This window comes from Italian clover phyllody phytoplasma str. MA1 (assembly GCF_000300695.1).
Lineage (GTDB): Bacteria > Bacillota_I > Bacilli_A > Acholeplasmatales > Acholeplasmataceae > Phytoplasma.
In genome coordinates, this window is record NZ_AKIM01000033.1 from 1 (window position 1) to 4,580 (window position 4,580).

The 4,580-nt window shown below is 26.2% G+C and carries 3 protein-coding genes and 1 pseudogene; all 4 read right to left on the reverse strand.

What is annotated here, in order from left to right:
* Positions 1–77: 77 nt before the first annotated feature.
* On the reverse strand, positions 78–1,859 hold the full coding sequence (locus RI01_RS01920) for an ABC transporter ATP-binding protein (protein WP_017192976.1): 1,782 nt from the start codon (positions 1,857–1,859) through the stop codon (positions 78–80).
* The gene (locus tag RI01_RS01925) at positions 1,856–3,586 is read right to left on the reverse strand and encodes an ABC transporter ATP-binding protein (RefSeq protein WP_017192977.1); all 1,731 of its coding nucleotides are present in this window, start codon (positions 3,584–3,586) and stop codon (positions 1,856–1,858) included. Before RI01_RS01925 ends, RI01_RS01920 begins: the two co-directional genes overlap by 4 nt.
* Before the next feature lie 264 nt (positions 3,587–3,850).
* A pseudogene (locus tag RI01_RS04055) lies at positions 3,851–4,091 on the reverse strand (chaperonin GroEL); the annotation flags it as partial.
* A 1-nt stretch (position 4,092) separates the two neighbouring features.
* The gene (locus tag RI01_RS01930) at positions 4,093–4,314 is read right to left on the reverse strand and encodes a hypothetical protein (protein ID WP_017192979.1); all 222 of its coding nucleotides are present in this window, start codon (positions 4,312–4,314) and stop codon (positions 4,093–4,095) included.
* Positions 4,315–4,580: the final 266 nt, after the last annotated feature.

Below are 4,580 nucleotides of genomic sequence, written 5' to 3' on the forward strand. Positions count from 1 at the left end.
AATAGAAATATAACCCTTATGAGCTAAAAAAATAGCAACAGGAATAACAACACCTAAAACAGGTAAAAGCCAATTTATTATGATTTTTGAAATTGACTTTGATAAAGGTTATAATAAAACCCTTGTTTAGCTAATAATTCTTGATGCGTTCCTTGTTCGATAATTGCTCCATTTTCTAAAACTACTATTATATCGGCGTTCACAATTGTAGACAAACGGTGAGCAATAACAAAAGATGTTCTTTCGGACAATAACTTTTGTATAGATTCTTGTAAAATCATTTCAATTCTAGTATCAATAGTGGACGTAGCTTCGTCTAAAATTAAAATAGCTGGATTACGTAAAATAGTGCGCGCTATGGCGAGAAGTTGCTTTTCCCCTTGTGATAAATTAGTTGTTTCTTCATTAATTACTGTTTGGTAACCATCTTTTTTAGCCATAATAAAGTCATGAACGTTAGCTTGTTTAGCTGCTTCAATAACTTTTTCATCAGTAGCGTTTAAATTACCATATCTTATGTTTTCTAAAATAGTGCCGTTAAATAACCAAGAATCTTGTAAAACTATTCCAATAATATCACGTAAATTTGCTTTTTTCAAATCTTGAATATCTACGCCATCAATTTTAATGCTGCCGGAAGTAGCATCATAAAATCTAACTAATAAATTAATTAAAGTAGTTTTACCTGAGCCTGTAGGACCCACAACAGCCACCATTTTATTTTTATCAACCTTTAAATTCATTTTTTTAATAATAGGTTTATCGGCTGAATAATTAAAGGAAACATCAGAAAAATCTACATATCCTTCTACTTTTTCTAAAGTTAAAGCATCAGGATTTTCTTTTTCTTCTGGTTCGCCTAAAAATCGAAAAATTCTTCTACCAGCGGCTCTAGTGGATTGTAAAACTACAAAAATTTGACTTAAATCGTTAATAGGATGGCCTAAACGCCAAACATATTTAATAAAGCCTTGAAATAAACCTAATTGAATGGCTGAAAAACCCATTTTACCTAAGAAATGATTTTCCACTCCCTCTTTGCGCATTAACACAATCCCAACAATAACCACTAGAGAAACCATAATATAAGTAAAACCACTCACAATCGGCATTACTAAACCAGATATAAAGTTGGATTTAAAAATGTTTTGCTTTAATTCTGTGTTAATTTCTTCAAATTCTTGAATAACGTTTTCTTGTTGATTGAATAAAGCGATTTCTTTATGACCGGTATATTTTTCTTGTAAAAAACCTACATATTCGCCTGTTTTTTCATATCTTTCAATGAAAATATTACGGGATTTTTTATTCATAATGAAAATAACGATTAAAGCAGAAGGAATCATTAAAGACACTAATATACCTAATGGCAAATTAGCCCAAAACATAACAATAATAATTAAAATCATGTTAAAAAAAGCACAAATTAAAGCAATAGTGGATTGTTGTAAACCATTAGCCACCATTTCCACATCATTCGTAATAATGCTCATCACATTTCCAACCGCGTTTTGATCAAAAAATTTAATCGGTAATCTATGAATTTTTTTATGTAAATCTTCGCGTAGATCTTTCACAGAACTATGAATAGAAGTTATCAGTAATTTATTATAAATAAATCTACCTATAGTAGCCATTACATATAATAATAAATTTCCTAACAAAGCGATTCCTAGAGTTTGGAGAAAAACTTCTAGCGTCGTTGAATCTTTAGCGTAATGTTCCTTAATGTAATCGATGACATATTTTCCTTCATAAATAACCAAAGCCGAACTAGTAAGAGCTACTAAAAAAATTAAAAAAATACTGATGTAGATCTTGGCTTTAAATTTTTTTAAATAACTCAATAATTGTTTCACAATAAAACCTCTTTTATTTTTTGTGATATTGCAATGTTTTTGTAAATTTCACATCTTTGCATTAATTCTTTATGCGTGCCTATATCAACTACTTTACCATGATCTAAAACAATTATTTTATCAGCGTTTAAAACAGAAGTTAATCTTTGTGCTACTATGATAATAATAGAGTGTTTTCTAAAATGAACAAAGTTTTGTCTAATAGCTAAATCTGTTTGATAATCTAAAGCAGAAAAAGAATCATCAAAAATATAAACATCTGGTGTTTTTAAAAAAGTTCTTGTAATTGAAAGTCTTTGTTTTTGTCCGCCAGAAAAATTGGAACCCAATTCGCTAACAAATTCTTTTAACTGTTTTTCTTTACTTTGAATAAAGTCGTATGATTTAGCCATTTTCGCTTTTTCTAACATTTCTGATTCATCAGCATTTTCTTGACCGAAAGATAAATTACTTTCGATAGTGCCTTTAAATAAAATGTTTTTTTGCGAAACAAAGCCGATTTTATCTCTTAAATTCACTACATCATAATTTTTAATATCTATATTATTGATTTTAATAGAACCTGATGTAGGATCCATTAAACGAGGTATTAAATTAATTAAAGTACTTTTGCCGGAACCAGTTGAACCTACCACAGCTATTAATTCTGATGTTTTAGCTTTAAAATTAATATTATCTAAAATAGAAAACGAAGAATTAGGGAAATTAAAACTAACATTATCAAATTCTAAATCAGTAATTTTTTCTAATGGTTCTACTTGATGAGGATTATTTTGAACAGAGGATTCCATCACTAATAAAGTTTCTATTTTTTTAGAAGAAACCACTGTTTTAGGAAACATCATAAATAAAAATAAGAAATTTAAAATAGAAAATAAAATGTGGTATTGTAAGTTAATAACGTTGTATAAATATCCTAATGTCAAACCATGTTGACCAACTTTTTTCAATAAAACAGCTCCATAAAAAGTTGTAATTAAAATAGATATATTCAACAATAAATAGAAAAAAGGCTCAATGGATAACATAGAATTAAATAATTTGATAATGACATCCATATAATTAGAATTCATTTTTTCAAATTTTTCTTCTTCATATTCAGAGCGGTTTAAAGTTTTAATAATTTTAACGCCAGTTATATTTTCTCGAATATTAGCATTAATATCTTCTAATTGTTTTTGTTGTTTTTTGGATAATTTATAATTTTTAGTCATAACGATAGCTAAAATTATTATAAAAATAGGTACCGCAAAAATAATACTAGTAGAAAGCGGAACAGAAATGCGACAAATTAAGGTTAAACTAATGATTAACATAATCGGCGCCACAATCGCAGCTCTATAAAAAGTAGCGATAAAGTTTACTATTTGATCTACATCAGAAGTACTACGATTCATTAACCTAGAAACGCCTAAACTTTGAACATCTTCTACTGACAAAGTTTGAATTTTTTTGAAGACATCACTGCTTAAATTGTTAAAAACTAAAGAAGATACTTTAGAGGAGCAATAATTAACGATTAAATTCCCTAAAATACCAGAAATAACTAAAAAAATTAAAATTAAAATAACATTGGTAAATTCTTTACCTTCTAAGGTTTTTTCAATAACCATTTTACCTATAACAAAAGGTATTCCGATTTCTCCCAAAGCTATCAAAAAAACCGATAAAATATTTAATAATATTATCTTTTTATATTTAAAAATATATTGAAAAACTAATTTCATATTATTATTACATAATTACTTTCTTAAGATATTAAAAAAATATATACATTTATTTTTTTAATATATAAATTATATACCGTATCAATATTTATTTTATCATTTTTTTATTAATCTTTTGTTATAAAAAACTTGTAAAAAAGCAAAAAAAGTGAATTAACACTAAAAAAATTTTCATACACATATTTGGGATTAATTGATTTTTTTGAAAAATAAAAATGATTATAAAGAGCGATTCTAAGGCATATACATGTTATGGTTTTTGACTTAATGATCTTTAATAGAAACCACAGCTGCACAAGTTGTGATAATAACAGAAGCAATAGAAGCGGAGTTAAGAATTGCTTGTCTGGTTATTTTAGTAGGATCTATAATGCCTTTTTGTAATAAGTTGACATAAAACGCCTTCTTGAGCATCAAAACCGCAATTTTCTTTTTGTTTCAATTGTTATTTCACTATGGTAGAACCATCAAAACAAGCATTTGCTGCCATTTGATAAGTAGGAACTTTAATTAGGTTCCACATGATTATTAGTTTTAGCAGTAGTTAGATATTGATAAAATTGAACAACTATTCCTTGTTTTAATCTTTGGATGCTTAATTGACAAGTAAAAAGATAGAATTTGATGAAATAATTAATAAAAATGAAAGGTATTAATAAGATAGAAATAATGATTAAAAAGATGATGATGTTACTTGGTAAAGATGGTAAGATTTTTTTAATGGACATAATAAAGAGTTCCTTTCTTTTAAAATAAAAAAACTTTCTATAAGAGAGAGTCTTTGTTTTGTAATATAATTTTTTTATTCTTTTAAATTTTTTAAACATTAAAATATTTTTTTATACAATGAATTAAAAATACCCATATAAGTAGTTGTTTTTTGATTTAATTCTTGTTGTAATTTGTTTATATTATTTTGTTGATTTAAAAATTTTTCTTTTTCTTTTTGTAATTCTATATAATTTAAGTTTAATTGTTGTTTTAATTTTTCATT

What these genes read in the sequence shown, in the direction of transcription:
- RI01_RS01925 (WP_017192977.1), bottom strand. Translation starts at nt 3,586, where the DNA reads ATGAAATTAGTTTTTCAATATATTTTTAAATATAAAAAGATAATATTA.
- RI01_RS01930 (WP_017192979.1), bottom strand. Translation starts at nt 4,314, where the DNA reads ATGTCCATTAAAAAAATCTTACCATCTTTACCAAGTAACATCATCATC.